This is a genomic window from Nocardia sp. NPDC057455, assembly GCF_042802775.1.
In the GTDB taxonomy this organism is placed as follows: Bacteria; Actinomycetota; Actinomycetes; order Mycobacteriales; family Mycobacteriaceae; genus Nocardia.
Genome location: NZ_JBHVDM010000038.1, coordinates 1 through 26,430, shown reverse-complemented (window position 1 = coordinate 26,430; position 26,430 = coordinate 1). Strand labels below are relative to the sequence as shown.

General features: G+C 68.0%; 29 protein-coding genes and 1 pseudogene. 19 read left to right on the top strand and 11 right to left on the bottom strand.

Annotated elements, in window-relative coordinates:
• Positions 1 to 93: 93 nt before the first annotated feature.
• From ACFU5M_RS17415 to ACFU5M_RS17405, 3 genes are read right to left on the bottom strand one after another with little or no spacing between them, the layout of a single operon-like run.
• Complete coding sequence (locus ACFU5M_RS17415) at positions 94 to 861, bottom strand: glycerophosphodiester phosphodiesterase (protein WP_379049994.1); 768 nt, start codon at positions 859 to 861, stop codon at positions 94 to 96.
• A complete protein-coding gene (locus ACFU5M_RS17410; protein WP_379049991.1) occupies positions 858 to 1,907 on the bottom strand; it encodes a DUF4328 domain-containing protein in 1,050 nt (349 codons plus the stop codon). Before ACFU5M_RS17410 ends, ACFU5M_RS17415 begins: the two co-directional genes overlap by 4 nt.
• A 20-nt stretch (positions 1,908 to 1,927) precedes the next feature.
• A complete protein-coding gene (locus ACFU5M_RS17405; RefSeq protein WP_379049989.1) occupies positions 1,928 to 2,296 on the bottom strand; it encodes a rhodanese-like domain-containing protein in 369 nt (122 codons plus the stop codon).
• A gap of 516 nt (positions 2,297 to 2,812) precedes the next feature.
• Here ACFU5M_RS17405 and ACFU5M_RS17400 point away from each other — a divergent pair.
• A complete protein-coding gene (locus ACFU5M_RS17400) occupies positions 2,813 to 3,424 on the top strand; it encodes a hypothetical protein (protein ID WP_379049986.1) in 612 nt (203 codons plus the stop codon).
• A 75-nt stretch (positions 3,425 to 3,499) separates the two neighbouring features.
• On the opposite strand, the gene msrA is transcribed toward ACFU5M_RS17400, so the two are convergent.
• Positions 3,500 to 4,180, bottom strand: a complete 681-nt coding sequence (msrA, locus tag ACFU5M_RS17395) for a peptide-methionine (S)-S-oxide reductase MsrA (RefSeq protein ID WP_379049983.1) — start codon at positions 4,178 to 4,180, stop codon at positions 3,500 to 3,502.
• Between the two features lie 191 nt (positions 4,181 to 4,371).
• Between msrA and ACFU5M_RS17390 the strand changes: the two genes are divergently transcribed.
• From ACFU5M_RS17390 to ACFU5M_RS17380, 3 genes are all read left to right on the top strand, one after another.
• The gene (locus tag ACFU5M_RS17390) at positions 4,372 to 4,995 is read left to right on the top strand and encodes a superoxide dismutase (RefSeq protein ID WP_039794275.1); all 624 of its coding nucleotides are present in this window, start codon (positions 4,372 to 4,374) and stop codon (positions 4,993 to 4,995) included.
• 310 nt (positions 4,996 to 5,305) lie between these two features.
• Complete coding sequence (locus tag ACFU5M_RS17385; RefSeq protein WP_062967044.1) at positions 5,306 to 5,833, top strand: hypothetical protein; 528 nt, start codon at positions 5,306 to 5,308, stop codon at positions 5,831 to 5,833.
• A gap of 294 nt (positions 5,834 to 6,127) precedes the next feature.
• Positions 6,128 to 6,904, top strand: a complete 777-nt coding sequence (locus tag ACFU5M_RS17380) for a TMEM165/GDT1 family protein (protein ID WP_379050076.1) — start codon at positions 6,128 to 6,130, stop codon at positions 6,902 to 6,904.
• Positions 6,905 to 7,217: 313 nt separating this feature from the next.
• On the opposite strand, the pseudogene ACFU5M_RS17375 reads toward ACFU5M_RS17380, so the two are convergent.
• Positions 7,218 to 7,433: pseudogene (locus ACFU5M_RS17375) on the bottom strand (TetR/AcrR family transcriptional regulator); the annotation flags it as partial.
• Between the two features lie 200 nt (positions 7,434 to 7,633).
• On the opposite strand from ACFU5M_RS17375, the gene ACFU5M_RS17370 reads away from it, so the two are divergent.
• Entirely contained in the window at positions 7,634 to 8,401 is a 768-nt protein-coding gene (locus ACFU5M_RS17370; protein WP_379049978.1) for an SDR family NAD(P)-dependent oxidoreductase, read from the top strand.
• Between the two features lie 61 nt (positions 8,402 to 8,462).
• On the opposite strand, the gene ACFU5M_RS17365 is transcribed toward ACFU5M_RS17370, so the two are convergent.
• From ACFU5M_RS17365 to ACFU5M_RS17355, 3 genes are all read right to left on the bottom strand, one after another.
• The gene (locus tag ACFU5M_RS17365) at positions 8,463 to 9,281 is read right to left on the bottom strand and encodes a class I SAM-dependent methyltransferase (protein ID WP_379049975.1); all 819 of its coding nucleotides are present in this window, start codon (positions 9,279 to 9,281) and stop codon (positions 8,463 to 8,465) included.
• A gap of 175 nt (positions 9,282 to 9,456) precedes the next feature.
• Positions 9,457 to 11,415: a molecular chaperone HtpG gene (gene htpG, locus ACFU5M_RS17360; protein ID WP_379049972.1), complete on the bottom strand. Its 1,959-nt coding sequence runs from the start codon at positions 11,413 to 11,415 to the stop codon at positions 9,457 to 9,459.
• Between the two features lie 26 nt (positions 11,416 to 11,441).
• Positions 11,442 to 13,091, bottom strand: a complete 1,650-nt coding sequence (locus ACFU5M_RS17355) for a TM0106 family RecB-like putative nuclease (protein WP_379050075.1) — start codon at positions 13,089 to 13,091, stop codon at positions 11,442 to 11,444.
• Between the two features lie 408 nt (positions 13,092 to 13,499).
• Here ACFU5M_RS17355 and ACFU5M_RS17350 point away from each other — a divergent pair, with 408 nt between their 5' ends.
• The 9 genes from ACFU5M_RS17350 (at position 13,500) to rraA (ending at position 18,879) form a co-directional block, all read left to right on the top strand.
• Positions 13,500 to 14,144, top strand: a complete 645-nt coding sequence (locus ACFU5M_RS17350; RefSeq protein ID WP_379049970.1) for a DUF6474 family protein — start codon at positions 13,500 to 13,502, stop codon at positions 14,142 to 14,144.
• A 14-nt stretch (positions 14,145 to 14,158) separates the two neighbouring features.
• Positions 14,159 to 14,695 carry a hypothetical protein gene (locus ACFU5M_RS17345; protein WP_379049967.1) on the top strand — a complete coding sequence of 179 codons (537 nt, stop codon included), beginning with the start codon at positions 14,159 to 14,161 and terminating at the stop codon, positions 14,693 to 14,695.
• Positions 14,696 to 14,733: 38 nt separating this feature from the next.
• The gene (locus ACFU5M_RS17340) at positions 14,734 to 15,393 is read left to right on the top strand and encodes a YcnI family protein (RefSeq protein ID WP_379049965.1); all 660 of its coding nucleotides are present in this window, start codon (positions 14,734 to 14,736) and stop codon (positions 15,391 to 15,393) included.
• Positions 15,390 to 15,929: a copper resistance protein CopC gene (locus ACFU5M_RS17335; RefSeq protein ID WP_379049962.1), complete on the top strand. Its 540-nt coding sequence runs from the start codon at positions 15,390 to 15,392 to the stop codon at positions 15,927 to 15,929. Before ACFU5M_RS17340 ends, ACFU5M_RS17335 begins: the two co-directional genes overlap by 4 nt.
• Before the next feature lie 50 nt (positions 15,930 to 15,979).
• On the top strand, positions 15,980 to 16,888 hold the full coding sequence (locus ACFU5M_RS17330) for a CopD family protein (RefSeq protein ID WP_379050072.1): 909 nt from the start codon (positions 15,980 to 15,982) through the stop codon (positions 16,886 to 16,888).
• 33 nt (positions 16,889 to 16,921) lie between these two features.
• Entirely contained in the window at positions 16,922 to 17,377 is a 456-nt protein-coding gene (locus ACFU5M_RS17325; protein WP_379049959.1) for an SRPBCC family protein, read from the top strand.
• Positions 17,378 to 17,449: 72 nt separating this feature from the next.
• The gene (locus ACFU5M_RS17320; protein WP_379049957.1) at positions 17,450 to 17,824 is read left to right on the top strand and encodes a DUF5313 family protein; all 375 of its coding nucleotides are present in this window, start codon (positions 17,450 to 17,452) and stop codon (positions 17,822 to 17,824) included.
• Positions 17,825 to 17,874: 50 nt separating this feature from the next.
• Entirely contained in the window at positions 17,875 to 18,240 is a 366-nt protein-coding gene (locus tag ACFU5M_RS17315) for a DUF5313 family protein (RefSeq protein WP_379049955.1), read from the top strand.
• A gap of 150 nt (positions 18,241 to 18,390) precedes the next feature.
• A complete protein-coding gene (gene rraA, locus ACFU5M_RS17310) occupies positions 18,391 to 18,879 on the top strand; it encodes a ribonuclease E activity regulator RraA (RefSeq protein ID WP_040864167.1) in 489 nt (162 codons plus the stop codon).
• A gap of 44 nt (positions 18,880 to 18,923) precedes the next feature.
• Here rraA and ACFU5M_RS17305 read toward each other — a convergent pair whose 3' ends face one another.
• A complete protein-coding gene (locus tag ACFU5M_RS17305) occupies positions 18,924 to 19,142 on the bottom strand; it encodes an RNA-binding S4 domain-containing protein (RefSeq protein ID WP_040864166.1) in 219 nt (72 codons plus the stop codon).
• Positions 19,143 to 19,445: 303 nt separating this feature from the next.
• Between ACFU5M_RS17305 and lysX the strand changes: the two genes are divergently transcribed.
• Positions 19,446 to 22,769 (top strand): bifunctional lysylphosphatidylglycerol synthetase/lysine--tRNA ligase LysX, encoded by a 3,324-nt coding sequence (lysX, locus tag ACFU5M_RS17300; protein ID WP_379049951.1) that lies wholly within the window; start codon positions 19,446 to 19,448, stop codon positions 22,767 to 22,769.
• A 99-nt stretch (positions 22,770 to 22,868) separates the two neighbouring features.
• Positions 22,869 to 23,081: a hypothetical protein gene (locus ACFU5M_RS17295; RefSeq protein WP_379049949.1), complete on the top strand. Its 213-nt coding sequence runs from the start codon at positions 22,869 to 22,871 to the stop codon at positions 23,079 to 23,081.
• Between the two features lie 70 nt (positions 23,082 to 23,151).
• Here the strand turns inward: ACFU5M_RS17295 and ACFU5M_RS17290 are convergent, their stop codons facing one another.
• Positions 23,152 to 23,409 (bottom strand): hypothetical protein, encoded by a 258-nt coding sequence (locus ACFU5M_RS17290; protein ID WP_379049946.1) that lies wholly within the window; start codon positions 23,407 to 23,409, stop codon positions 23,152 to 23,154.
• A 58-nt stretch (positions 23,410 to 23,467) separates the two neighbouring features.
• Here ACFU5M_RS17290 and ACFU5M_RS17285 point away from each other — a divergent pair, with 58 nt between their 5' ends.
• The 3 genes from ACFU5M_RS17285 (at position 23,468) to ACFU5M_RS17275 (ending at position 25,113) form a co-directional block, all read left to right on the top strand.
• Positions 23,468 to 24,082: a histidine phosphatase family protein gene (locus ACFU5M_RS17285; RefSeq protein WP_379049944.1), complete on the top strand. Its 615-nt coding sequence runs from the start codon at positions 23,468 to 23,470 to the stop codon at positions 24,080 to 24,082.
• A 113-nt stretch (positions 24,083 to 24,195) separates the two neighbouring features.
• Positions 24,196 to 24,537, top strand: coding sequence for a hypothetical protein (locus ACFU5M_RS17280; protein WP_379049940.1), 342 nt, complete (start codon positions 24,196 to 24,198; stop codon positions 24,535 to 24,537).
• A 261-nt stretch (positions 24,538 to 24,798) separates the two neighbouring features.
• Positions 24,799 to 25,113 (top strand): hypothetical protein, encoded by a 315-nt coding sequence (locus ACFU5M_RS17275; RefSeq protein WP_379049937.1) that lies wholly within the window; start codon positions 24,799 to 24,801, stop codon positions 25,111 to 25,113.
• 68 nt (positions 25,114 to 25,181) lie between these two features.
• Here the strand turns inward: ACFU5M_RS17275 and ACFU5M_RS17270 are convergent, their stop codons facing one another.
• A complete protein-coding gene (locus ACFU5M_RS17270) occupies positions 25,182 to 26,081 on the bottom strand; it encodes a cutinase family protein (protein ID WP_379050069.1) in 900 nt (299 codons plus the stop codon).
• Positions 26,082 to 26,430: the final 349 nt, after the last annotated feature.

The window sequence follows — 26,430 nt, the reverse complement described above, 5'->3', positions numbered from 1 at the left end:
GCACGCGACTCGGTACGGCGAGCGGGCAATGAGCGGTCTCGCGACTGTCGAAACCCATGGTCGAGGTCGGCGCACAGTCCCCGCGCAGCCGATTCAGGCCGCGGGAAGCAGCGACTTGGTGCGGCCGGGGTGGTTGGTGGCGATCCAGCTGACGCCGAGGTCGGCGCACAGTTGAACGTCGTCGGGGTCGTCGACGGTCCAGCAGTAGGTGGCGCGGCCCGCGGCGGCGGCCTTGTCGACCAGATCGGGGTGCTCGCGCAAGGTCTTCACCGAGGGGCCGACGGCCGTGGCGCCCACGGTGGTGGCCGCGGAGCCGCCCAGGTAGCGCGACGATTCGCCGAGCAGAACGGTGGGCAGCAGCGGAGCGGCGCGCCGGATGCGCCAGACCGCGGTGGCCGCGAACGACATCACGACCGCCCGGGAATGGTCGGCGGAGGCCGGGGTGGCGATGCCGAAGCGCTGGAGTTCGGCGAGCAGCTTGTTCTCCACCAGCGCGCCGTAGCGGACCGGGTGCTTGGTCTCGATGAACAACTTGGTCGGCCTGCTGCGCCAGTCCAGCACCAGGCTGATCAGCTCGCTGAGGGTCAGTACCGAGGCGGACGAGCCGTCGCCGCCGAAATCGAGGGCCCGCAGTTCCTCCAGCGTCATCTCGCTGACCAGTCCGCTGCCCGAGGAGGTCCGGTCGACGGTGCGATCGTGCACACACACCAGATGACCGTCCCTGGTCAGCCGGACATCGCATTCGACGCCGTCGGCGCCCTCCTGCAGCGCCAGCTCGTACGCGGCGAGCGTGTGCTCGGGGCGCGCCGCCGAGGCGCCTCGATGCGCGACGACGAATGGCGCGCGACTGCCCTGGCTCACTTGGCCATAACCTCCTCCTGCTCACGGTCCTCAGCACCGTTTTCCTCATGGGCCGGCTCGGCGCCCGCCGGTTCGGCCGTGTGCCCACCCCCGCCGGGATGCACCGGTTCGATCACCGGCACCGCGGGGTCGACCGCGATCAGCCAGCGGCGCGCGGTCCGGTGACGACCGAGCAGGTCACGACCCTCGATCGTGCGCAGCACCCAGAGAGTCAGCAGCGCGACCGCCGCGGCGACCACGTCGGTCGACGCGGTGAACAACACGCCGTCCGCCTCCGCCTGCAACGAATCCGCGGTGCGCCACAGTAGCGCGGCCGCGGCCACGAGGCCGCCGAACACCCACGCCGCCCACCAGATCCGGACCGCCCGGCGCGCCCGGGGATCACCGTGCAACACGGCTACTTCGCTCAGGAAGATTCCGGGCCACAGCAAGTTGACCACCGGGATCAGGCAACCCAGAACCAGCGTTCGTGGCGAACGCGGGTCGCTCCGGCCCACGGCGGCGTAGGCCGCCTGCCTGATCTCGATCAGCCTTCCGACCGCGGACGAGGCCGCCAGCAGCGAGAGCAGGATCGCGAGCACACCGGCACCGATCACGAATGCGTCGGAGACGGCGAGTACGGCGGGGTGGATCAGACGGGTCCGGTTGTGCAGCAGAAGTCCATAGCGCGCCAGTTCGGCGACGGCTGCGAGCCCGAAGACACCCGCGGCCGCGACGAGCACCACGGCCACCGAGTCGGTCAACCTGCCGAGCGGGCGGCGTACCGCGCCTCCGGCCTGTGGTGGCGGGTCGATCAGACCCCAGCGCGGGATCTGCGCGTACCGAGGCGTGCGGCTCTGCGTGGCCGACCGGGCGCGCGGCTGCGTCCTGCGGCCGCGATGATCCGGTTTGCGCGCCACCCAGCGGTAGTTGCGGCGGTCGGCGGGCGCATCGATCGGCGCCGGCGAGAGGAGCACGCCGCGGCAACGCGGGCACCAGTGCATCGGCGCCCCTTGCACGGCCCAGCGCGCACCGCAGCGGGCACAAGGTTGTACCACCGTACTCACCCGCGCACCTCGTTCTTTCGTCAGTAGATCTTCGCCTCGTGGTCGCCTTCCGCGACCAGCGGGCGGCCGGCTTGCTGCCACGCCACCATGCCCCCGCGGACCTGAACGGCCTCATAGCCGATGTGCGCGAGATATTCGACCACCTGCAGGGACCGGCCGCCCTGCCGGCAGATGACATAGAGCTCCGCGTCGTACTCCAGCTCGTCGATCCGGGCGGGGACGTCGACCATCGGGATGTGGGTCGCCCCCGGGGCGTGCCCGAGCCGCCACTCGTCGTCCTCGCGGACGTCGAGCAGGATCGGTCGCGGCGTGTCGGCCGGCGCGGGCGCACTGTCGAATTCGGCAGGCACATTCTCCACCGTGACCGACGGAACGTGGGGGCTCGTCACAGATTCGATCCTGCCATGGGCGGCGGACCACCGTGCAGTTCCGTGCCCGGGAGCGGCCTCGACAGCGAGCTACGACTTCAGGTATGTTCTCCCCTCCGGAACTCGACCGGCACCCCGCTCGATGCGGGTTGTGCATAACTCGGGCGAAGTTATCCACATAATCCACAGCCTGATCCACAAGCCGCAGGTGTCAGAGGCATTTTGCCGCGTTCGCGCGGCATTTCCGCAACTAATCAGCTACCACTTCGAGGTCGTTCCGTACCTTTGGTCCGGTTCAGAACCCTCCGGCCTGATGGGTGACAGGATTCACCCCCTAAGAGCCGTGCGGTGCGAATGACCGATCCGGGACTCCCCTCCTGACGATCCCGGAGCGGCCATTCGTCGCCGACTTCGGAACCCGCGGCCGAGGGGGTTCCGACAACTACTTGGACGGGGCCGGGACGCGTTCGGTTCCATGAAATTCAGAACGCCGCCGAAATGCCGTGATCCGGCGGTGACGATCGGTAGCCTGGGCGCATGAACGTGAGCAGGGGGCTACGCCACGGAATGGACACCGAAGGTCTCAACGTCGCGTTGTCCGAGGCCACGTGTCTCGGGCTCGCGGTCGACGAGACCACCGACGAGCTGCGGCTCGACCTCGAGGTATTGACCCTCCCCGAACAGGGGACGGCCGCCGAGGACTCCCGGGTGCAAGTGCGGTTCACCGGCGTGAGCCGGGTCGCCGCGTCCCTACGCACACAGCACTGGGACGACCTGGAACCACAGGTACTGCCCCTGCAATTGGACGGCCTGGACGAGGCGATCCGCAGTTTCGGCGGCGGGCGGCTGCACGGCTGGGAGTTCATCGATCTCGACGACAGCAGCTGGGCGTTGTGGAGCGAACTGCTCAGTTTCGATACCCGGATCGATGATCACGAGTCCGCGCACGTTCTGGAGTTCTCCCAGGAGGAGGGCATCGATCCGCGCGAGCTGGATGTCCGGGTGTGGTTCGACGACATCGTCGTATACGACACGCGGGGCAAGCAGATCCCCCTCGCGGACTTCGTCGCGGGCGGAGCGCGGTGGTGGCGGGCGCACGATGCGGGTGATCCACGAGCGATGCGTCCAGGTATCGCTCCGCCGCTGTGAGCGCCGCACCCGAGATCCATCGCGGGCGAACCGCACATCCGCTGACCGGATGTGCGGTTCTTCGTGTCGCTGCGCTCAGGCGCCGGTGCCCACCGGGCAGCTCACTCCGGTGGCGTGCACCGGGCAATACCCGCCCGGGTTCTTCGCCAGGTACTGCTGGTGATAGCCCTCGGCGTAGTAGAAGGCCGCCAGGCCGGGGAGCGGCACGAATTCCGTGGTGATCCGCCCGTATCCCGCCGTGGCCAGGCGCGTGCCGTATGCCTCGGCTGTCGAGCGGACGAGATCGGCTTGTTCCGCGCCGAAGGTGAAGACGGCCGAACGGTACTGGGTACCGCGGTCGTTGCCCTGCCGCATGCCCTGGGTGGGATCGTGGTTCTCCCAGAAGTGCCTGAGGATGCCCGCGTAGTCGATCACCGCGGGATCGAACACGACGAGTACGGCTTCGGTGTGGCCGGTCCGTCCGCTGCAGACCTCTTCGTAGGTGGGATTGGGCGTGTACCCCCCGACGTATCCGACCGCCGTGGTGTAGACGCCGTCGAGCTCCCAGAAACCCTTCTCCGCGCCCCAGAAACAGCCCATCGCGACGACCGCGAGCTGTAGCCCGTCGGGAAACGGCGGGTGGATCGGGTGACCGTTGACGTAGTGGGTATCCGGCACGTCGAGCGGTCCAGCCCGCCCCGGCAGGGCTCGCTCGGGAGCGACCATGACGGGGTCGGGGAGGCTCAGACGCCCCACTAGTTCGTCGTACCACGACATGGTTCGATGCTACGCGTGCGTTTCCCGTGGGGCCGATGTGCGTGATGTGACGGTGCGCGACGCGCAGGCTGTGAGCGGCGTCACCGGAATGCGCGGGCGTGGGCCCGAGTTGGAATCGACCGGGTGTACGAATGATGGTTGGCTGTGCTCGGAACAACGGGCACAACCGGCCCGACATAGGAAGGGACATCGTGGCTGAGTACACGCTGCCAGATCTGGATTACGACTACAGCGCCCTGGAGCCCCACATCTCCGGGCAGATCAACGAGCTTCATCATTCCAAGCACCACGCCGCGTACGTCGCCGGTGCGAACACCGCGTTGGAGAAGTTGGAAGCCGCTCGCGAGTCGGGCGATCACAGCGCCATCTTCCTGCACGAGAAGAACCTCGCGTTCCACCTGGGTGGCCACGTCAACCACTCGATCTGGTGGAAGAACCTCTCCCCCAACGGCGGCGACAAGCCGGTCGGCGAACTCGCCGCGGCGATCGACGACCAGTTCGGCTCGTTCGACAAGTTCCGCGCGCAGTTCACCGCGGCGGCCAACGGTCTGCAGGGCTCGGGCTGGGCGGTGCTCGGCTTCGACACCCTCGGCCAGAAGCTGCTGACCTTCCAGCTCTACGACCAGCAGGCCAACGTCCCGCTGGGCATCATCCCGCTGCTGCAGGTCGATATGTGGGAGCACGCCTTCTACCTGCAGTACAAGAACGTCAAGGCCGACTACGTGACCGCCTTCTGGAACGTCGTCAACTGGGCCGACGTGCAGGAGCGCTTCGCCAAGGCCACTTCGCAGGCCAAGGGCCTCATCTTCGGCTGAGCCGGATCGACGCACCGGAACCGGGTCCGCGAATCCGTCCGCCACGCGCGGCGGGGTTCGCGGGCCCGTTCTGGTTTCCCGCGACGCGGACCCGTTGCCGCATACCCCGCCCAGCCGGTGCGAATTCGGGCTCGGCGAGGTGGGACCGGATCCGCCGAGTACGCAGCCCGATTGCCCGCCTATCGTCGCCGGATTGTCCGATTGGCACTCTTTGGTACTTGTGTGCCAGGTGACTCGTGGTTCATATTCGGGAATCCACACTTAAAGGGACGGGCAAGGTCGCCCCCGGGTTCGACAACGGGAGGCAGGAATGCGCACGAACGAACCGATCGGCATCACGCCGTTCCATTCGCGCGGATCACTGCGTGGTTTCTTGATCTCCGGCCGCTGGCCGGACACGACCAAGGAATGGGCTCAGGTGCTGGTCCTGGCCGTGCGCGTGGCCACGCTACCCGGGTTGTTGACCACCTCGACGGTGTTCGGTGTCCGTGAGGATCTGCCCGACGATCCCGCTCCCGGCACGGTCGGCCTGGTGATGGCCGAAGGTCCGGTCCTGGGCGAGGAAGCCGTCGAGCCGGGCCATTTCGCCGAGCATGTGCCACCGGCGCTGCTGATGTTGCATCCTCCTTCCGAAACCCGTCCTTCGCTGCCCGAATGCGCCGGCGCGGCCTCCGGATGCGTGCTGCTGCCCGGCGTGCCCCATCTGGGGCTGGAGCACCGTGCCGCCTGGGTGGAGGCGGAGTCGGACGGAACGATCACCTCGCTGGTCAGCCGGGTCGGACTGGACCCGATCAGCGATCCCGATACCGCGGTTCTGGCTATGCTGCTGGCCGCGTGAGGGTAACCGAAATTCACCGGTTGGATCACCAAACTTATTGTGCGCATAGCGATTTCGCTTACCGCGGGTTGGCAGGAGCCGATCCCGCGGGTAGAGTCGGCTGCAGCGAAGGGGAGTAGCCCCCAATCGCACAGTCGACATACTGACCCGCCGGTCTGCCAGGGCCCGGGTCCGGCTGTGTGAACCGGCATCCGTCCGGTGGGCGAGACCTTCGGCCTGGACAACCACCTCGTTGTCGGCCGGAGCCTCCGTATCTCCGACCGGCAGGCCGGAGACCTGGGAGAACCGCCACACATGATCGCCACCGTCTTGCTGAGCATCGGCATCGTCTTTCTCGCCGAACTGGGTGACAAGTCCCAGCTGATGGCGCTGACGTTCGCGCTGCGCTATCGCTGGTGGGTGGTGCTGGGCGGCATCGCGACGGCCTCCGCCGCGGTCCATCTGATCTCGGTCGGCGTCGGCCACTTCCTCGGTGCGGCACTGCCCACCAGGGCGATCGCGCTGGTCGCCGCCGTCACCTTCCTGGCCGTGGGCCTGTGGACCCTGCGCGAGCACTTCGGCTCCGGCGATGACGATCCGAAGCCGAAGACACCGAAGGCCGCCGGTGCGCCGTTCTTCGTGGTGCTGTCCGCTTTCCTGCTCGCCGAGCTGGGCGATCGCACCATGTTCGCGACCGCCGCGCTGGCCACCGACTACGACTGGGTAGGCGTCTGGCTCGGCTCGACCATCGGCATGGTCGCCGCCGACGCGCTCGCCATCGCGGTGGGCATTCTGGTCGGCAAGCATCTGCCGGAGCACGCCATCGGCATCGGCTCGGGTCTGCTGTTCCTCTACTTCGGCTCGGCGACCCTGCTCGGCGCGGCCACACCGGCCCTCGACGGCGGCGCCGTCGCGGGGTTCGCGGCGCTCGCTCCCGCGCTGGCCGGTGCGGCGCTGCTGCTCACGCGGATGGGTCGCCGCACGAGCCCAGTGCGGCCCCATACAGTCCGCCACCCCGGCGCACCAGATCCAGTAGCGGTTCCCGCAGCGCAGGCAGCCCGTCCACGTCCCCTGCCGCGATCCGAGCGGTGACCATCGAACCGACCGCCGCGGCCAGGGCCTGACAGGCGAAGCGCTGCTGCTCGGTCCGCGCGTCGAGCACGGCGGCGATCAACTCGACGAACCGCTCCAGCAACTGGGCCCGGCGCGCGATGGCCGCCGACCCCACCGCGAAGACCTCGACCAAGAACAATCGCGCACTGGCCGGGTCGTCCACCAGATACTCGAGATAGGCGCGAAGGATCCGGTCCATGCGAGTAATGGCGTCCGCGTGGTCATCGGTCCGGGTGGCCTCGGCGATCCGGTCGAGCAACAGCTGCACCGCACGCTCGTAGGCCGCCTCGAAGCAGTCCTCTTTGGAGCGGAACTGCTCGTAGAACGTCTCCCGCGACACGCCCGCCCGTTTCAGGATCGCCGCGACGGACGTTCCGACGTACCCGCTCTCGGCCATGGCCTCCGCCGTCGCGACGAGGATCCGCTCGCGCTGCGAGGCGATCACCTGCTCCCGCGGCAAGCCGTGCCTGCCGCGGGGCAGGCGTGCGCTGAGGGCCGATTCGGTCATACGGTGACTCCGGTGTTCGGTCGAGCTGAACTGGGCTGCTTCATTCTGCGCGGTCGGCTCCCCCGGCCGGTCGGAGAGGGTGCGCGCCGGTAGCGCTGATCGGGAACGAGTCACGGGAGCCGTGCAGGGCCGCGCGGTGAGCACCGGTTAGGGTGCAATTGACGAAAGGCCAACTGGCTGTCACGAACGAGAGGACCATCGTGGAGATTTCGGGTTCCGCCGCCATTGTCACCGGAGGCGCATCGGGCCTCGGCGCCGCCACCGCCAAGCGCTTCGCCGACCTGGGCGCGACCGTCTTCGGGCTCGATGTACCGCAGTCGATCGAGCGCGCAGGCGACAACGTGCCCGCCGGGGTCACCCTCATTCCCGCCGATGTCACCAGCAACGACGAGGTCGCCGCGGCGGTCGCACAGGTCGTCGAATCCGGCGCGCCCCTGCGCATCGTGGTCAACTGCGCCGGTGTCGGCTGGGCGGGCCGCATCCTGTCCAAGAACGGCCCGCACGACTTGGAGCTGTTCCGCACCGTCATCACGGTGAACCTGCTCGGCACCTTCAACGTCATGCGGCTGGCCGCCGACGCGATCGCCAAGACCGACGCCGTGGACGAGTACGGCCAGCGCGGCGTCGTCATCAACACCGCCTCCGTCGCCGCGTTCGAGGGCCAGATCGGTCAGATCGCCTACTCGGCCTCCAAGGGCGGTGTGCACGGCATGACCGTTCCGGCCGCGCGTGACCTGGCCCAGTTCGGCATCCGGGTGAACACCATCGCCCCCGGCATCATCGACACTCCGATGCTGGCCGGCGTCACCGAGGAGTACCGCAAGGGCCTCGAGGCGGGCGTGCCCTTCCCGTCCCGCCTCGGCCGTCCGGACGAGTACGCGCAGCTGTCGCAGTACATCGTCGAGCACGACTACCTGAACGGCGAGACCTTCCGCATGGACGGCGCGCTGCGCATGGCGCCGCGGTAATCCCGCTCCGCTACTCCGGCAGCGCGCGGCCCTTCCGGCGAGGGTCGCGCGCTGCCGTCTCTCACGTCTGCGGCTTGTGCCCGATGCCGAGGTAGGCCGTAGTGGACAACGGGCAATTCGGCCGGTACTTCTCGGCGAGAAACGCTTTCATGACCGCGGCGCGCCGAGCCCAGACCTGCGCGTTCACACTGTGGCGCATGAGCTCCAGAGGCGCGCTGCTGCGCACCATGGCCTCCCACATCTCCTCGGGGCCCGCGAAGGTGAGCGCGATCGAATGCCGCTGGATGGACACGGCCTCGAAACCGGCGCCGCGCATCTCGGATTCGAAGACCTCGGGATTCTCCAGGCTCAAGAAGTTCGGTTGCGGCTCTTGAATATTCGGGTCGGCCGCGGTCAAGGCGCCGAACATCATCCGCATCAGCGGCGAGTCCGCGATCGGCGCCCAACTCGACACCACCGCCGTACCGCCCGGCCGCAGCACTCGGAACAGCTCGCCGAAGCCACGGGCGCGGTCCGGGAAGAACATCAGGCCGAACATGGAGAATCCGGCGTCGAACCGGTCGGACTCGTACGGCAGATTCTGTCCGTCGCCCACCCGCGCGCGGACATTCGTCCACCCGGCGGCAGCGGCGTCCTTCGCCAGGCGCGCGATCATCGGTTCGGAGAAATCGATCGCCTCGACCTCGGCCACGTGCCCTGCGGCCAGCAGACTGAGGGTGCCCGGCCCCGCCGCGACATCCACTATGCGCGACTGCGGCGACAGCGAGGCGAACTCGAGCGCCCGCGCCGAGAACGGTCGCATGATAGTGGGCGCGAACTCGGCATACCCGTCGGCGACGAGATCCCATGGCTCGGCGACGGCAAGCGGGTTTGCGGACATGTTGTGACGATCCTTTCAGGCATCCACATCTAACCGCGCCACCCGGGGGCATACTCCCCAGTCCTGCGAATATGCCACCTCGACGGTCACCGTAACCGAGAAATGGCCGAAACATCGCCCACCGCACCGGCCGCGACCGGAGAACCTCGACGTGGTCCTCCGGTCGCGGACCGGTTCACAGTGTGCGGGTCAGCCGATCGGTGAGGATGTGGGCGAAGTGCGCCGGATCCTTCAGCTCACCGCCCTCGGCGAGCACCGCCGTGCCGAACAGCAGTTCGGCGGTTTCCGACAGCTCGGTCGCCGTACCCGCGTCGGCCTCGTCCTTCTTGCCTGCGTACGCGTCGCGCAGGCCGGTGACCAGCGGGTGAGTCGGGTTGAGCTCCAGGATCCGCTTGCTCTCCGGCAGCGCCTGACCCGAGGCGCGATACATCCGCTCCAGCATCGGCGTGAAGTCGAACACGTCACCGACCAGGCAGGCCGGGGAGGTGGTGAGCCGGTTGGTCAGGCGCACCTCCTTGACGTTCTGCTCCAGCGTCTTGCCCAGCCACGTCAGTACATCCGCGAAGTCCTTGTCCTGCTGCTCACGCAGCGCCTCGGAGGCCTTCTTCTCCTCCTCGGTCTCCAGGTCGACCTCGCCCTTGGCGATGGACTGGAACGCCTTGCCGTCGAACTCCGGCACCGAACCGACCCACATCTCGTCGACCGGGTCGGTCAGGATGAGCACCTCGCGGCCCTTGGCCTTGAACGCCTCCAGATGCGGAGAACTCTCGACCTGGTGGCGGGTCTCGCCGGTCATGTAGTAGATCGTGTCCTGTCCCTCGGGCATCCGCTCCACGTACTGGGCCAGCGTGGTCAGCTCGGTCTCGGAGTTCGTCGAGGCGAACGAGGAGACCTGCAGGATGGTCTCCCGGTTGTCGAAGTCCGAGAGCAGGCCCTCCTTCAGGACGCGGCCGAATTCCTTCCAGAACGTCTGGTAACTGGTCTGGTCCTCGGCGCCCTGCAGATCCTTGACCGTGGACAGCACCTTCCGCACCAAGCGCTTGCGGATCATCTGGATCTGCCGGTCCTGCTGCAGGATCTCACGCGAGACGTTCAGCGACAGGTCCTGCGCGTCCACCACGCCCTTGACGAAGCGCAGGTACTCCGGCATGAGCTCTTCGCAGTTGTCCATGATGAACACCCGCTTGACGTAGAGCTGCACACCGCGCTTGTGTTCGCGGGTGAACAGGTCGAACGGGGCGTGCGACGGGATGAACAGCAGTGCCTGGTATTCGAATGTGCCCTCGGCCTTCAACGGGATGATCTCCAGCGGATCGTCCCAGCCGTGGCTGACGTGCTTGTAGAACTCCTTGTACTCCTCGTCGGAGACTTCGCTCTTGGGGCGCGTCCACAGCGCCTTCATCGAGTTGAGCGTCTGGTCCTCGATGATGGTCGTCTCTTTGGCGTCCTCGCCCGAGCCTTCGGTGACGGTCCGCTCCACCTGCATGCGGATCGGCCAGGCGATGAAGTCGGAGTACTTCTTGACGATCTCCCGCAGCTTCCACTCCAAGGTGTAGTCGAAGAGGTGATCCTCCTCGTCCACCGGCTTGAGGTGCAGTGCGACCGACGTGCCCTGCGGGGCCTCGTCGAGTTCTTCGATCGTGTAGGTGGAGCTGCCCGCACTCGACTCCCACCGGGTGCCGGTGGTCTCCCCCGCGCGGCGGGTGGTCAGGGTGACCTTGTCGGCCACCATGAACGTCGAGTAGAAGCCGATGCCGAACTGGCCGATCAACTCCTCGGCCGCGGCCTCGGACTTGGCCTCGTTCAGCTTCTTGCGCAGCTCGGCGGTACCGGACTTGGCGAGGGTGCCGATCAGGTCGACGACCTCGGCGCGCGACATGCCGATGCCGTTGTCCCGCACGGTAAGGATCCGGTTGTCCTTCTCGACCTCCAGCTCGATGTGCAGGTCCGAGGTGTCAACTTGCAGATCCTTGTCCCGGAAGGACTCCAGGCGCAGCTTGTCCAGCGCGTCGGAGGAGTTCGAGATCAGCTCCCGCAGGAAGGTGTCCTTGTTGGAGTAGACGGAATGGATCATCAGCTCGAGCAGCTGATGGGTCTCTGCCTGGAACTCGAGTTGTTCGACGTGCTCTGTCACGTCGCGATGGTACCGCCGCGCCCGGACTACGTGACCGAAGGTGGCACCGCCGCGTAACCGGGAACGGCCCCGTGCGATCGCGGACCGGTAACCGGCCGGAAGTCGGCGAGACCGGGAACCACTTCGTCGGCGCGGGTGGTCATCCATTCGCGCAGCACCTGGGTGGCGCGCACGTCGTCCTCGTTGTACTCCAGCAAACGGGTGCGCTGGGTCTGGTCGGGCGCGGCGCCGTCGTAGCCGACCGCGAGCCGATACCAGCTCATCGACGCCTCGCCGCTCGCCTCGGGATCGCGCCACGAGAACCCGGCGACCGGCGCTATCTTCTTCAGTCCCTTGCCGTTCGGGCAGATGAACTGGTCGGACACGGCTTGGAACATGTCCACCCATTGCGGCCCGTCCACGAACGCGCGCACCTGCTCCACCGTCGGCACGCCAGGGCGGCCCGCGAACCGGCGCGCCGATTCGTACAGCCACTTGTCCTCCGCCGTGCGCGAATAGCAATAGGCGGCGAACGTTCTACCCGTCGCGGCCGCCTCGGCGCGCACCGTCATCAGCCAGGTCCAGAACTCGCCGAACGAGCGGCCCTCGTCCTCGGTGGGCAACGGATCCCAGGTGACGAACGGGCGGTACACGCCGTTGAGCAGCGTTCCCCATAGGTACGCGCCGTATTCCTGGAAGCTCTCCAGGTCGACGTCGACCTCCACGTCCGCGCGTCGCACCCTTACCTGTTCGACCCGCCGCACCAGCGGCGCGCCCGCGATCCACGCCCGCGCCGTGACCACGGCCTCGTCGAACGGGCCGTGCTGCCAGTCCTCCGGATCCTCGCCCACCCAGGCGGCGAGTTCGTCGATGGTCTCGATGTCGTGCCTGCGCAGCACCTCGGCGCGCGAGCCGGGCGCCACCAAGCTGACGTCGCGATGTTCGATCAGCCAGCCCTCGCAGCTCGGCCCCTCGATCCCGCGCGTCCACCACGGGCACTGCCTGCACTCGGGCACCTTCGACGGGACGGTCGGCAGCTCGCCGCGCACCACCGCGATCCGGTCGGCGTAGCGGCGGTCGTAATCGGCCAGCAGCGGAGCCAGATCGTGCACCAGGATGCGATCGAAGTCGAAGCCGATCACACCGCCGACCAGCGCCGGACTGGCCAGACCGTGCCGTTGCAGCATCCGGTGCAGATGGGCGAGGCGCTGCTGGTCGCGAGGCTGTTGACGCAGCTTGCGATGCGGATCCGGTTGCGGATCCCAGTGATAGGGGTCGGAGGTGGTCGGGTGGAAGTCGGCCGGCTCGGGTTGACGCGGGTCGGTCACCTTGTGGTTCACCACGATGACCGGGATGTACCCGCCGCGGTCGGTGTCGCGCAGCAGGATCTCCGAACCTCCGCGCCTGCCGGTGTCCGGCTCCTGCGGTAGCAGGCCGCCCCAGATGTGCTGTGCACCGGTTTCGCACGCGCGCATCGTCGCTTCGGCGCGCTCGGCGGCGCGCAGTTCGGGATCGATCACCACCCAGGCACCGGGATCCGCGCCGGTCAGCGCGTCGCGCACCCGGGCACGGTGCGCCGCGGCGGCATCCCGGCGCTGACGCACGCCCGCGTCCTCGGAGATGCCAACCAACGCGTCGGGGTGCGTCGCGTCCAGACGCAGGCGATGGCGGCAGCCGATCAGCGCCCTGGCATCGATGAAGGCGGTCGGCGCGCCGGTGGCCCGATCGACGGCCGTCCCGTTGCGCTTGCGACCGTCTTGGTCACCGATGTCCGAATCCACGCTTAGCAGTATGGTCCCTACCCCCGACAGTGTTAAATTTCCAGCGCCTGCGGCGCTGGGTGTTCGCGGCAGCGCGGATCTCGAGGCGTCTGCGGGGGAAGCCACTTCGGACCGACCCGGGCGGCCGCCGGGCATGCTCGCTCGGGACGGGAGCGGGCCGATCGGCGACGATGGCGAATCGGCAGGTGCGAAGGGCGGGGGCCGCACTACCCTCGCAGCTGACACAGCGGACCCGATAGGGTAGCGGCAAAGCGTGTGACATGGGCGGACGGGCTTCCCCGGCGTCGTACTGCCATGGCGAACCAGCATGACGGAGGGCCTTCGATGGGGTTGTTCACGAAGCGCAAGCGGCGGCCGAGCCGCAGGGCCGAGGCGAAAGCCCTCAAGCACAAGGCCACGATCGAGGCGAAGCTCGCCGCGAAGAACGACCGCAAGGCGCGCCGCGCCGAGGCCCGCACCCAGCGCAAGGTCGCCAAGGCGCAGATCGCGGCGTTCCAGGCGGAGGAGAAAGCGGCCGTGAAGGTGGCGGCCAAGGCCGAGCGCGATCCGTTCAGCGCAGGCCAGGTGAAGAAGTACCTCGGCGTGGCGCGTGTGCTCATCCCGGTGCTCGCTCCGCTCGCCTACCGCGGCGCGACCTTCCTGCGCGGGCAGCTCGACACCCGCCGCGCCCAGCAACTCGGCGTTGGCGTCGACCAGCTCGGCGACTTCACCGGACACGGCGCCAAGTTGCAGGCGCGCATCACGAATGCCGAAGCGGCGCTGCTGAAGATCGGCGCGCAGAACGGCAAGGACAAAGGCGAGACGCAGAAATTCGTCGCCGCCACCAAGGACCGCCTGGGCAGTCTGACGGCCGCCGTGCACACCTCCGACCAGATGCCCGCCAACCGCCGCCGTTCGGTGCACGCATCGATTTCCCACGAACTGTCCGGGATCGAGTCCGACATCCTGGCCCGGCTCGGCGTGCGCTGACCTTCCCGCTGCCGATGCCACCGCACCCGATCACCGGCCACCTGCGTGGTGGCCTGGTCGGCGTGCTCGTCGGCGTACTCGCCGTGGCGGCGCACGGAGCAGCGGGCGGAGGTGCGCCGGGCTCCACCGAGCTGACGTTGCTGATGCTGATCGCCGCCGGGGCCGGCGCGGCCGCGGGAACCGTGCGGGCGTACCCGCGCCCGTCCGTCCTGGCCGGGCTGCTCGGTGGCGGTCAACTGCTGAGCCACGCCGCGCTGTCGGTTCTGCTCGGCCACGACCACCCCGGGACCGGCACCGCTACAACGGTTTCCCCACTGCCGACCGGATGGATGCTGCTCGCGCACACCGCCGCGACGGTCGGCTGCGCGGCATTGATCGTGCTCACCGAGCGGCTCTACGCCGCCGCCTCCGGTGCCCTGCGCGCGATATTCGCTCCGCCGCGGCGCATGCGGATCGTCGGCGCGCCGCTCTGGTCGGATCCCGGCCTCCTGCCCCCACGTTGTGCTCCGCTCGGGGCGCTCGGCCCGCGCGCGCCACCGGTGTCGGCCTGACCCCCGACACCCTTCCCCTTCGCACAGGAGGCCTGAGCATGCACAGCTCGATTTCGCGCGCCGTCGGAACGACGGTCACCACAACGGCACTCGTCCTGCTCGCAGGCGGCACCGCCGCGGCCCACGTCACGGTGGACGCTCCCGGCGCGGCGCAAGGCGGATACACCGTCGCCACCTTCCGGGTGCCCACCGAATCGGACACCGCGAGCACCACGGCGCTCACCGTCACCCTGCCCAACTCGAAATCGGCTCGCACCGAACCGATTCCCGGCTGGTCGGCCAAGGTCGAACGCAACGACAAGAAGGAGGTCACCGCGATCACCTGGACCGCCGACCCGGGTGCGCCGGGTATTCCGCCCGGTCAGTTCCAGCGTTTCGCGGTGTCCATCGGCCCGCTGCCCGCGCTGGATTCGGTCAGCTTCCCCGCCAAGCAGACCTATTCCGACGGCAAGGTGGTCAGCTGGGACCAGCCGGTCGGCAAGGACGGCGACGAACCCGAACATCCGGCCCCCTCGGTGACCCTGACCGCAGGCAAGGAGGACGCGGCGGACGGGCACAAAGTGAGCAGCGAAGCCGAAGACGACGACGACGACCACGACGACGAGACGGCCCGCTGGCTCGGCGGTATCGGTCTCGCGCTCGGCCTGCTCGGTGTCGCGCTCGGCCTCGGCAACGTGATCCGCGGGCGGCGCGCATGACCCGCCGTCTCCTCGCCGCCTTGGTGGCGGGCCTGTTCCTGCTCGGATTCGGCATCGCGGCAACGGGGGTCGCCGCCGCGCACTCCGCGGCCACCGGGAGCGTCCCGGAGGAGAATTCGAACGTCGACGCCGGTCCGGAGCGGGTGAGCGTCACGTTCAACGAGGAACTGCAGCCCAGCTTCCCGTCGCTCACCGTGGTCGGGCCGGACGGCAATTTGTGGTCGAAGGGTGATCCGGTGGTCGAGGGCAAGACCGTCAGCGTCGCCCTGGGCGAGCTGGGGCCGGTCGGTGAGTACACCATCGCCTACCGGGTGACCTCGGCCGACGGGCACCCGGTCAGCGGCAAACGGCACTTCACGCTCAGCAAGCCGGGCAACGGCACGCCGGGACCGAAACCCAATGCGAAAGCCAAGGACAGCTCGGACGGTTCGGGCGGGATTCCGCTGTGGGTGTTCGTCGTCGGTGCGGTCGTATTGTTCGGTGGCGGGCTGGCGTTCGCGTTGTTCGGCGGCAGGAACCGCGACTCGAAGCGGTGAACGAGGTGAAGATCGGGGGCCGGGGTGGCGCCCGGCGCGCCCCCGGCCGAATGCCTTGGCCCGCACTGCTGCTGACCATTCCGGCCGGGCTACTCGGCGTCGCGCTCGCCTGGGCTCTGATCCGGCCGGTCCCCTTGCCCGGGGAGGCCGTGGTCCGGGTGGTGGCCGACGGCGTCGGAGCGACCGCGCTCGGATTGGCCGCGCTGCCCAGGGTCGCGCCGCGCCTGCGGACACCGTGGCGGCTGCTGGCGGTGCTCGCCGGGATCTGGGCGGTCGCCGAGTTCGCCGTGCTGGTCTTCGAGGCGGCCGACGTGGTCGGCGTTCCGGTGCGTGAACTCGGGGCCGGGGAGTTCGGCATCTATCTGGTCGATGTCAGCGGTGGGCAGGTCGGGATCGCGATCCTGGCCGGCGTCGCGACGGTGGCCTGCGGCTCGGCGCTGGCTTTCCGGCGGCCCGGGTCCGCCTCCGCTGACCTCGTCCTGGTGTTCGCGGCGGTCGCGCTGGCATTGCGGCCGATCACCGGGCATATGTCGCAGCAGGCGTTCGGTTCCGTGATTGCGGCGGTGCACGCGCTGGCGGCGGGCGCCTGGTTCGGATTGCTGATCGCGCTGGCACTGGTCGTGCGCACCCGCGGCGAGTGGGCGGTCGTGCTGCCGAGATATTCGGCGGTGGCGCTGCCCCTGGTTGCGGTCGTGGCGGTGACCGGACTGCTCAACGGACTGATCCGGGTCGGCGGGTTGACTCCGTTCGTCAGCACCGGTTACGGCCGGATCCTGCTCGCCAAGACCGTGGTGCTGCTCGGGTTGCTCGCCCTCGGCTGGTGGTGGCGGCGCAGTTGGGTGCCGAAGGCGGCCGATCACCGGATGGACGCGAAGGACTCGTTGCGCCGTGCGGTTGCCGAGGTGCTCGTGATGGCGCTCGCCTTCGGGCTCGCCGCGACCCTGGCGGTGACAGCTTGAGCCGTACCGCCGGGTCCCGGTTATGGTCTGCGCATGACCGAAGTGAAGATTGTCGAGGATTGTGTAGCCTCGGCGGAGTCCGCGTTCGCCTACGTGAACGACTATCGGAACCTGTCGCGGTTCCTGTACGGCATCCAGTCCTTCACCCCGGTCGGTGCGCAGACCGAAGGTGTCGGTGCCACGTTCGACGGGCACATGAAGTTGGGCCCCGCCTCGCTGAAGTCGCGGATTCGAGTGGTCCGCTGGGAGCGGAACTTCGCGATCGGCGTGGAGTCCGTCAAGGGTTTCGACGTCTCGTCCACATTCCTGTTCCACGACAAGGGCGAGGGCTTTTGCACCGTCGACGCGATCGTGGACTACCGCGTGCCCGGCGGCCTGGCGGGGCGGGCCCTCGGTAAGACCATCGAGCCGTTCGTCAAGATCGCCGTGCAGCACACGACCCACAACTTGGTCACCCAGATCGCCGAGTTCCACGCGGACTCGGTCTGATCCGTTGCTCGATCTGCCGCGTCCGCGGCGCATCACCATGTCCGGGACCGACCGAAGAGGGATGCTGGAGTCGTGAGCGCTACACCCTCGTTCGGACAGCGGATCGGCTATGTCTTCGGCCGCACGCTGCCGGAATCGATGTCCGAATGGGTGCGGGAGGATCTGGTCGGGCCCGGTGCCACGCGGCGCTATCTGCTGCGGTTCCTGGTGCCAGTGCTCCCGGTGCTCATGCTGTTCCTGCTGCTGCCCGGCCCGATGTGGACGGGGTTGGCGATGATGGCGCTGCTGTACATCCCGCTGATCTACTTCACGGTGGCGTTGCTGTACGTCTACCGGCGTCATCGGCTGATCAAGCACGGCCTCGACCCCGCGCTCGCGGACGCCGGCACCCGCCGCCGCGACGAGCGCGACCGCCTCGACTACGAGCGCAGGCACGGACGCGCCTGAGCCGCAGCGAGACCTAGCGGTGACTTATACCACAGGCATAGCCTAGAGGCATGAAGACTCCCACACTTCGGCAGCGGATCGCCTACGATCTCGGCCGCGAGCTCCCCGAGGAGCTGCACGAGTGGGTCACCCACGACCTCGTCGGCCACGGGGCCATGGAGCGCTATCTCGTCCGTTTCATCGGTCCGATCATCCCGTTCCTCGCGTTGGTGCTGCTGTTCCCCGGACCGTTGCCCCTGAAGATCGGCTTGATCGTGATGATGATCGTTCCGCTGGTCGTCTTCACGGTCGCGCTCAGCTACGTCTGGCGCCGCTTCCGCTTGATCCAGCACGGCCTGAGCCCCGACTTGGTCGACCACGGCAAGTGCACCGACCACGACCGCGATCTATACGAACTGCGCTACGGCCACCGATAGCTCCGCCCACATCCGAGACGCGACGCGCGCGCCGAACGACCACCGCGACGGCGTCGCACGTCTACGTGAGCCCGAGACCGAGCATGTTCCGTTCGCGAGCCATAGGAGGGCCGCGAACACGCGGCGCCGCAGGCGCTGCAAAATAGCACCGTGACCGAATCGCAGAATGTAATCGCCACCGCCGACCTGGCCGACGAGATCGGCCCGGAGATCCGCAGCTGCGACACGCAGTTCATCCAGTTCGGCGGGCGTGCGGCCTTCTCCGGACGCATCACCACCATCCGCTGCTTCCAGGACAATCTGCTGGTGAAGCAGACGCTCGGCGAGCCGGGCGAGGGAAAGGTGCTGGTGGTGGACGGCGGCGCGAGTGTGCACACAGCACTGGTCGGCGACATCATCGCCGGGCGCGGCGTCGAGAACGGCTGGGCAGGCGTCGTCGTCAATGGCGCGGTCCGCGACTCCGCCATCTTGCGGACCCTGGATATCGGTATCAAGGCGCTGGGCACGAATCCGCGCAAGAGCACGCAGACCGGTAGCGGCGAGCGCGATGTGCCGGTGGAGTTCGGTGGGGTCACCTTCGTGCCCGGCGAGGTGCTCTACAGCGACCACGATGGCATCGTCGTGCGCGCCGAGGACTGAGCGGCTCGGCGGCGGGCCCGTATTTCCGGCCGCCCTGCCTGCGGTCAGGCGGACACGATCGCTTTGTGACCGGCAATCGCGACCACATCGCCGATGTGCAGTTGCCGCCCGCGCCGCAGTTCCACCTCGTCGTTCACCCGCACCAATCCGGCGGCGATCACCGTCTTCGCCTCCGAACCGGATTCGATCAGGTTGGCCAGCTTCAGAAACTGGCCGAGCCGAATAACGTCGTCATCGATCGGCACTTCGACTGGTTCCGACATGAAGTAAATACTTACTCCCCCATCCGAACTCACCGAACACCGCCCCATACCCTCAGCGATCTCAGGGCAACTCGAGCCGGACCTTCCGCGCCGCGCAGAAATCTTGCCGTCCGACCATATGCATCGAATTCATACCGATTTGATCGGCCACTCCGCCCAGGTCAGCGCGGAATCGGGAAAGTCGGCCTTCGGCTCTGACCGGCAACGAACCCGCCGCGAAGAAGTCTCGCCCGGACAAACACCGCACAAACACGCGCGCCGCAGGCTTGGCAAATCCGACACACTCACGTACACACTGGTTCCGTGACCTCCACGCAAGCCCAGCAACACCTCGACACCGCACCACGCGCGGATAAACCGACTCCGCCGGTTCCCCACCGGGGTCACGGACGACTTTCGGAAGTGCCGCATATCGCGGGGTTGACGCTCGGTGTATTCGCGGCGCTGTGCTTCCTCTGGAGCCTCTCGCCGGGACTGCGTTTCCTGACCCAGGTGCCGCGCCGCTATATCGATACCTATTACTTCGACGCGCCGGACACGAACCTGATGTGGGCGCTGGTCGTCGGTCTGACGGCGGGCGCGATCGCCAGCCGCAAACGGATCGCTTGGTGGTTGCTGACCGGTTATCTCGCGATCTACACGATCGTCAACGGCGTCACCTTCGCCGAGCGGGGCAGTATCCACGCGCTGGTGGCGATGGTGCTGCATCTCGCCGTGATCGGCGTGCTCATCGCGGCGTGGCCGGAGTTCTACACCAAGGTACGTCGCGGCGCCGGGTGGAAGGCGCTCGGTGTGCTGGCGGGTGGCCTCGCGATCGGCGCGCTGCTCGGCTGGGGCCTGGTGGAATTGTTCCCGGGCAGCCTCCCGCAGGGCGTGCAGCGACCGGGCTGGGCGATCTATCGTGTGACCGCGGCGGTGCTGGCGGACAACGAGCACTTCGACGGGCATCCGCCGCCGTTCGTGAATTTCCTGCTCGGCTTGTTCGGCGCCGTCGCGCTGCTGGCCGCGGTGGTGATCCTGTTGCGCTCGCAGCGGGCGGCGAACGCGATGACCGGCACCGACGAGTCGGCGCTGCGCGGGTTGCTGGAGCGGTCGGACGTGGAGGATTCCCTCGGCTACTTCGCCACCCGCCGGGACAAGGCGGTGGTGTTCGCGCCCAGCGGCAAGGCGGCGGTGACCTACCGGGTGGAACTGGGTGTCTGCTTGGCCAGTGGCGATCCCATCGGCATTCGCGAGGCATGGCCGCAGGCGATCGATGCCTGGCTCCGGCAAGCCGATCAGTTCGGCTGGGCGCCGGCGGTGATGGGCGCGAGCGAACTCGGTGCGACGGCGTACCGCCGGGCGGGTCTTTCCGCGCTGCGTCTCGGCGACGAGGCCATTCTGGACACCAGGAACTTCTCGCTGGCCGGGCCCGAGATGAAGCCGGTCCGCCAAGCCGCGAACCGGCTGCGCAAACACGGTGTGGTGGTCCGTATCCGCAGGCACCGCGATATCCCTGCCGAGGAGTTCGCCCGGATCATCGCCCGCGCCGACGCCTGGCGCGACACCGAGACCGAGCGCGGGTTCTCCATGGCGCTGGGCCGATTGGGCGATTCGCTGGACGGCGACTGCCTCCTGGCGGAGGCGGTCAACCCGCAGGAGCGGGTGCTCGGCATGCTGTCGCTTGTTCCGTGGGGCCGCACCGGTGTCTCGCTGGAGCTGATGCGCCGCGACCCCGGCGGGCCCAACGGCGTGATGGAGCTGATGATCTCGCAGCTCGCGCTGAGTTCCGAGCAGTACGGCATCACCAAGGTGTCGCTGAACTTCGCGGTCTTCCGCTCGGTGTTCGAGGAGGGCGGCCGGATCGGGGCCGGGCCCGTGCTGCGCTTGTGGCGCGGCGTGTTGCTGTTCTTCTCCCGCTGGTGGCAGCTGGAAGCGCTGTACCGCTCGAATGTGAAGTACCAGCCGTACTGGGTGCCCCGGTTCTTCCTGTTCGAGGAACGTAGGCAGCTTCCGCGCGTCGCGGTGGCCAGCGCACTGGCCGAGGGCTTCCTACCCCGGTTCGGCAAGGAGCCGGACACCGCGACCCACACCGGCGAGCACACGGCGGTGCCCGCCACCGTGACCGGCCTGCACGCGGACGGGAGCCCGCCGGACATCGCCGAGGTCGACGGTGCGGAGCAGCTGCCGCGCAGGCCGGAACAGGTCCGGGTGCGCATGGACAAACTGGCGCGCCTGGCCGAGTCCGGCATAGATCCCTATCCGGTGGCCTACCCGCCGACGCATACCGTCGCCGATGCGCGCCGCTCCCCGCGCGGCACCACGGTCCGGGTGTGCGGCAGGCTGCTGCGCATCCGCGACTACGGCGGCGTGATCTTCGCGGTGTTGCGCGACTGGACCGACGACATCCAGCTGGTCATCGATCGTGACCGGGTCGGCGCAGCGCGCAGCGCCGAGTTCGGCGAGTTCTTCGATCTCGGCGATCTGATCGAGGTCAGCGGTCAGATCGGTGCCAGCAGGCGCGGTGAGCTCTCCCTGCTCGCGGCCGACTGGCACATGCTGGGCAAGTGCCTGCACCCGTTGCCGGACAAGTGGAAGGGGCTGGCCGATCCCGAGGCCAGGGTGCGGCAGCGCTATGTGGACATGGCGATCAACACCGAGATCCGCGAGGTGCTGGCCAAGCGAAGCGCGGTGGTGCGCTCGCTGCGGGACTCGTTGAACTCTCAGGGTTACCTGGAAGTGGAGACGCCGATCCTGCAACAGGTACACGGCGGCGCCAACGCCACGCCGTTCGTCACCCACATCAACGCCTACGACCTCGACCTGTACTTGCGGATCGCGCCCGAGCTGTATCTGAAGCGGCTGTGCGTCGGCGGTATGGAGAAGGTGTTCGAGATCGGCCGGACCTTCCGCAACGAGGGCGTCGACTTCAGCCACAACCCCGAATTCACCATTCTCGAGGCCTATGAAGCGCACAGCGACTACGAGCGCATGATGCACACCTGCCGAAGGCTGATCCAGAACGCCGCGATCGCGGCCAACGGCGCGATGGTGGCGTTGCGCCCCACCGGGAACGGAACCTTCGAGGAGGTGGACATCTCCGGCGAGTGGCGGGTGCGGACGGTGCACGGCGCGGTGTCGGAGGCGATCGGAGCCGAGATCACCCCCGAGACGGGGGTCGAGGAGTTGCGCGAACTGTGCGAGAAGGCGGAAGTGCCCTATCAGCACGGCTGGGACGCGGGCCAGGTGGTGCTGGAGATGTACGAGCACCTGGTCGAATCCCGTACCGAGGAGCCGACGTTCTACATCAACTTCCCGACTTCGGTGTCCCCGTTGACCAGGCAACATCGCAGCATCGCCGGCGTCACCGAACGCTGGGACCTGGTCGCCTGGGGCGTCGAACTCGGTACCGCCTACAGCGAACTCACCGACCCGGTGGAGCAACGCCGCAGGCTCACCGAGCAGTCACTGCTCGCGGCCAACGGTGATCCGGAGGCGATGGAGCTCGACGAGGACTTCTTGCAGGCGCTCGAGCACGCCATGCCGCCGACCGGCGGGCTCGGCATGGGCGTGGACCGGATCGTCATGCTGATCACCGGACGCAGCATTCGCGAGACGCTGCCGTTCCCCTTGGTGAAACCACGCTGACCGGGGCTTCGTCGTGGAAGGGTCTCCTCGAGCGAATCGGGCCGCTACCCTTGGAGATTCGGCCCCGGGAGGAGGCCGCTACACCGTAAGGGGCTCGATATGTACCTTGACCTGCTGACGAACGCGAGTTTGCTGGACCACACCGTGTGGGCCAGCCCCGACACGTGGAACTCCGCGCTCGAGTTGGCCGCCAAAAAGAAGAAGGGCAGGGGCGGGGGCGGCCTGATCATCGGCGCGATCTGCTGCCTGCTGGTAGTCGCGCTGATCATCGGCGGCGTCTACCTGCTGGCCAAGCGCAAGAAGAACAACTAGCGGCAGACATCGACGGCCCGGCTCGCGCGAAGCGAACCGGGCCGTCGTTTCCCGTCGTCTACCGACCGCCTCAGAGTCGATCGATGTCGGTCAGATCGATGTCCATATCGAACGGCACGGTCAGCTTCAGGCGATCATGGTGAATCCCGGTGAGCGCGTACGTCTTCGTAGCCGGATCCAATTCGTAGACGTAGACGACCGGGCGGCCGCCCGCGTTCTCGACTCGCCAGAAGTGAGCGATTCCCGCACGCGCGTAAAAGCGGTTTGCGCTCCCGATCGCGCGTGCGCGATTCGGCGGCGACGACCTCCACGGCGAGAACGACGTCATCGGCTCTATACCGCGGGCCGGATGGAGTGAGTTATGGACATGCGGCAGAGTGGGGCGGGTGCAGTTGATTCTCGTTCGCCATGCTCAGCCCGTCCGGATGTCGAGTTCGAGTGGGCCCGCCGATCCGGAGTTGGCCCCGGTCGGGGTTGAGCAAGCCGAGCGGGTGCCCGCGGCGCTCGGTCATCACCGGGTTTCCCGGGTGGTGAGCAGCCCGCAGCGCCGGGCCAGGGAAACGGCGGCACCGACCGCCGCGAAGCTGGGTCTCGGCGTCGATGTCATCGATGGACTCGCCGAATACGATCGCGATCTGCCTGCCTACATCCCCATCGAGGACGCCAAGGTCGAATTCCGCGATGCCTATGACCGGATCAAGGCCGGGCATCTCCCGGTGCAGGTCGACGCTGCGGCGTTCACGTCCAGGGTGCGCGCCGCCGTCTCCGATATCGTCGCGGCCACCGATCCGGCGGACACCGTGGTCGTGTTCGCACACGGCGGTGTGATCAACGTCCTGCTGCAAGAGGTGCTCGGGCTGGAAAGGCCGCTGACCTTCCCTATCGACTACTGCTCGATCACCAGGATCCTGTTCTCCCGTACGGGACGCCGCACGGCCGCCACCGTCAACGAGAACGGGCACGTCTGGGATCTGCTGCCCCGCAATATCGGCCCGCGCTGAGCACTCCCAGCCGATTGCCAGGCCGGTCGCATCGATGTGCCAGTGACACGAATTGAAATAGGACACGTGAGCCGCTCCAACCGGCGGCCCACGGTCCGAAAGGAAGGAATTTCGTGTCGCTCTCCAAAACCGCTACGCCGCTGCGGCGTCTGGCCCGGGTCGCCGTGGCCGGTGCGCTGATCGCCGTCCCGCTCGCGGCCCTCGCGTCGACCGCATCCGCCGAAACCCCGGCACCCTCGGGCGTGGTACAGGTGGTGGACGCACCGCAGCAGATAACCGATCACGACGATTGGTCGCGCCGGTCCGCACATGACGAACGGCGTGATGATCCGGGCCGTGGGCCGAACGACGGTCCGGGGCGTGGGCCGGACAACGGGCCGGGCCGTGGCGCGAACGACGGCCCACGGCAGGATGGCCCGCAGCAGCAGTTCCTGCCGCCGACCGGGTCGAGCTAGCCCGACCTGCCACATCGAAGAGGGCCCACCTCCGAGCTCGGAGGTGGGCCCTCTTGTGCACTTGGACGGTGCTGCGCACGGCCGCCACCGTGCACGAGATCGGGCATACCTGAGATCTGTTGCCCCGCAATACCGGCCCGCGCTACGTCTTCCCAGCCGATTCCCAGGCCTGTCGCACCGGTGTCCCAGTGACGGAATCTTCGATAGGACCGGTGAGCCGCTCCCCGAACAGTGGTTCACGGTTCGAGAGAAAGGAATACCGTGTCGCTCTCCAAAACCGCTACGCCGCTGCGGCGTCTGGCCCGGGTCGCCGTGGCCGGTGCGCTGATCGCCGTCCCGCTCGCGGCCCTCGCGACGACCGCGTCCGCCGAGACCCCGGCCGACCAGGGCCAGGTACAACTGGTGGACGCGCCGCAGCAGGGCGCCGACATCGATGGCAGGCCACGCCACTTCGAACGCCACGAACGGCACGACGGCCCGCGCCGTGGTCCCGACGGCCGCCCGGGTGACGGCCCGTGGCGAGGTGGCCCGCCGCAGCAGTTCCAGCAGTTCCTGCCGCCCACCGGGTCGAGCTAGCCGGTCGGCCAGATGGAAAGGCCCACCTCCGAGAACTCGGAGGTGGGCCTTGCGGTTTCGGGGGCTGCTCAGGCCATGCCCGCGATCCAGTTGTGCATCCAGGAGATGGCCGTCTGGCCGCCGCCCACGGGGTAGCTGCCGTACAGGGTGTGGGACTGCGACTTGTAGAAGCGCTCCAGGTCCTTGGCTCGCTGCTGGTTGGCCGAGTCGGTCAGCTGCGCCTGCAGGACCGGGACACCACCCGAGGACATCAGATCGCCGAGGATGTTGCCCGCCTCGATCTGGTAGCGCCACATGTTGGCGGGGTTGGCGTCCGACGCCTGAGCCAGGAAACCGGCGAACCGCGTGACGAAGTCGTCGGTCGCGGTCGCGCAGTAGAGGTCGTCGAGCGCGCAGATGGTGCGGGTGCGATCGCTGACCCAGCCGAAACCGCCGACCCGGGGACCGCCCGCGCCCGCGCCCGCAGCGACCGGGCCGACCTGCACGTCGGTGGGCGAACGGCGTGGATCGGAGATCAGGCCGACACCGGCGACGCGATCGGCAGGCACGACGCTGAGACCGGTGCCGATCTCGGCGGCCAGATCACCGGCGGCGTCCGCGCCCTGGCTGTAGCCGATCAGCGCGATCTTGGTCGCGCCGCATTGCCGCGCCATGTCCGCGATCAGGCCGCGCGCGTTGTCGACCGCTTCTTTCTTGGAGTTGCCGTAGATCTCACCCTCCCAAGGGAAGGCGGTCGCGGCGTAGGTCACGTAGTCGACTTCCGTGGAAGCGGGCAGGCCCCGAGTGACGCCGGCGAGCATGCCGGGCTGCGGGGTCTTGTCCCGCCCGGTCTCCCAGGTACCCGGGATCGCCACCACGTACAGGCTCGGGCAACCGGGAGCGGCGCTGGCCGACCCACTGCCGAAAACCAAGCCGGACATCACGGTCGCGGACGCGCCCAGAGCCGCGACGACCTTCTTCCACTGCATACCGCTCCAAACCTCGCCCTCGTCGAACTTCCCGCCGAGTTGCCGCGTCAATGCTGAACTCACCGGATGTCGTTTTCGTGCACGCCGGGTGAACATCGCTCATCCGACCGGCATGACGTGCACCCAAAACCGCATCCCAAGATCAGCAGCACGCCGCAGATCACAATAAAGCCACGAACGCCGCAATGCCATTCGAACTCCGTAGTGTGTCGGATTTCCGTTGCCCGCGCGGGCGGGAGCACGGGTGCGGCGTTGGCCACCAACCCTCAGATCGCGAAAAGGCGCCTGTGGACGAGTTGTCCACAGGCGCCTTTCTTTAAGCACCGGTAAGAGAGGGGAACTAGCGCTG